Origin of the sequence: Pseudomonas vlassakiae (assembly GCF_014269035.2) — a bacterium.
GTDB lineage: Bacteria > Pseudomonadota > Gammaproteobacteria > Pseudomonadales > Pseudomonadaceae > Aquipseudomonas > Aquipseudomonas vlassakiae.
On the sequence record NZ_JABWRP020000045.1, the window covers coordinates 1 to 1,828 of the forward strand.

The 1,828-nt window shown below is 61.4% G+C and carries 1 protein-coding gene; it reads right to left on the reverse strand.

Translation table 11 applies throughout. The annotated features are described in order from the left end of the window. The coding region (locus tag HU738_RS25695; protein ID WP_367616186.1) for an immunoglobulin-like domain-containing protein at positions 1 to 1,828 on the reverse strand (1,828 nt) is incomplete at both ends.

The window sequence follows — 1,828 nt, forward strand, 5'->3', positions numbered from 1 at the left end:
ACTGACGCTGGTGATGCTGTTGGTGACCGCCGCGTGGCCTTGGTAGACGTCATTGTTCACGGCACCGGTGGCGGTTCCGGAGCTTTGGCCAACCGGAATGGTGATGGTTTGGCCGTTAGCCAAGCTGACTACGACCGGGCTGCCAGTAACAGGGGCGCCCACTGTCGCCGTATAGATAATGGTCCCGCCTTCCGCCACGGACGGCGTTGCCGTCAGCGATACCGTTGTGGTGTCTTGCACATCGGTCACGGCGGTGCTGACCGGTGCCTGGTCGGCAACCAGATTCTCGTAATTGCCGCCGCTGACATTGGTGATGCTGTTGGTAACTGCCGCGTGGCCTTGATAAACGTCGTTGGTGACGGCACCCGTGGCTGTACCGGACGACTGCCCGACTGGGATGGTGATGGTCTGCCCGTTGGCCAAGCTGACTACGACCGGGCTGCCAGTGACAGGGGCGCCCACTGTCGCCGTATAGATAATGGTCCCGCCTTCGGCCACGCTTGGCGTCGCTGTCAGCGATACCGTTGTGGTGTCTTGCACATCGGTCACGGTGGTGCTGACTGGCGCCGGGTCGGCAACCAGACTCTCGTAGTCGCCGCCGCTGACGCTGGTGATGCTGTTGGTCACTGCCGCGTGGCCTTGATAAACGTCATTGCTCACGGCGCCCGTGGCCGTTCCTGAGCTCTGACCAACCGGAATGGTGATGGTCTGCCCGTTAGCCAAGCTGACTACGACCGGGCTTCCGGTGACAGGAGCACCTACTGTGGCGGTGTAGGTGATAGTGCCGCCTTCGGCCACGGAAGGCGTGGCGGTCAGGGTGACAGTGGTGGTGTCTTGCACATCGGTCACGGTGGTGCTGACAGGAGCCTGGTTGGCGACCAGGTTTTCGTAGTTGCCGCCGCTGACGTTGGTGATGCTATTGGTGACTGCCGCGTGGCCTTGGTAGACATCATTGCTCACGGCACCGGTGGCGGTGCCGGAGCTTTGGCCAACCGGAACGGTAATGGTCTGCCCGTTTGCCAGGCTGACTACCACCGGGCTGCCGGTGACCGGAGTTCCTACTGTGGCGGTGTAAATGATAGTGCCGCCTTCCGCCACGCTTGGCGTCGCTGTCAGCGATACCGTCGTGGTGTCTTGCACATCGGTCACGGCGGTGCTGACTGGTGTCTGGTTGGCGACCAGGTTCTCGTAGTTGCCACCGCTGACGCTGGTGATGCTGTTGCTGACTGCCGCGTGGCCTTGATAGACGTCGTTGGTGACGGCGCCCGTGGCCGTTCCTGAACTCTGACCAATCGGAATGGTGATGGTCTGGCCGTTGGCCAAGCTGACTACGACCGGGCTGCCGGTGACCGGAGCCCCTACTGTGGCGGTGTAAATGATGGTGCCACCCTCGGCCACGGAAGGCGTGGCGGTCAGGGTGACAGTGGTGGTGTCTTGCACATCGGTCACGGCGGTGCTGACTGGTGCCTGATCAGCGACCAGATTTTCGTAATTACCGCCGCTGACGTTGGTAATGCTGTTTGTGACTGCTGCATGGCCTTGATAGACGTCGTTGTTCACGGCACCGGTGGCGGTGCCGGAGCTTTGGCCAACCGGAATGGTGATGGTTTGGCCGTTAGCCAAGCTGACTACGACCGGGCTTCCGGTGACTGGCGCATTAACCGTGGCGGTGTAGACGATAGTGCCGCCTTCGGCCACAGATGGCGTGGCGGTTAGCGTGACGGTAGAGGTGTCGACGGTGTCACTCACCGTTGTAACTGCCGCGGTACTGTTGATCGCCAGGTTTTCGAAATTGCCACCCGAGGCATTGGTGATACGTGAACTGACC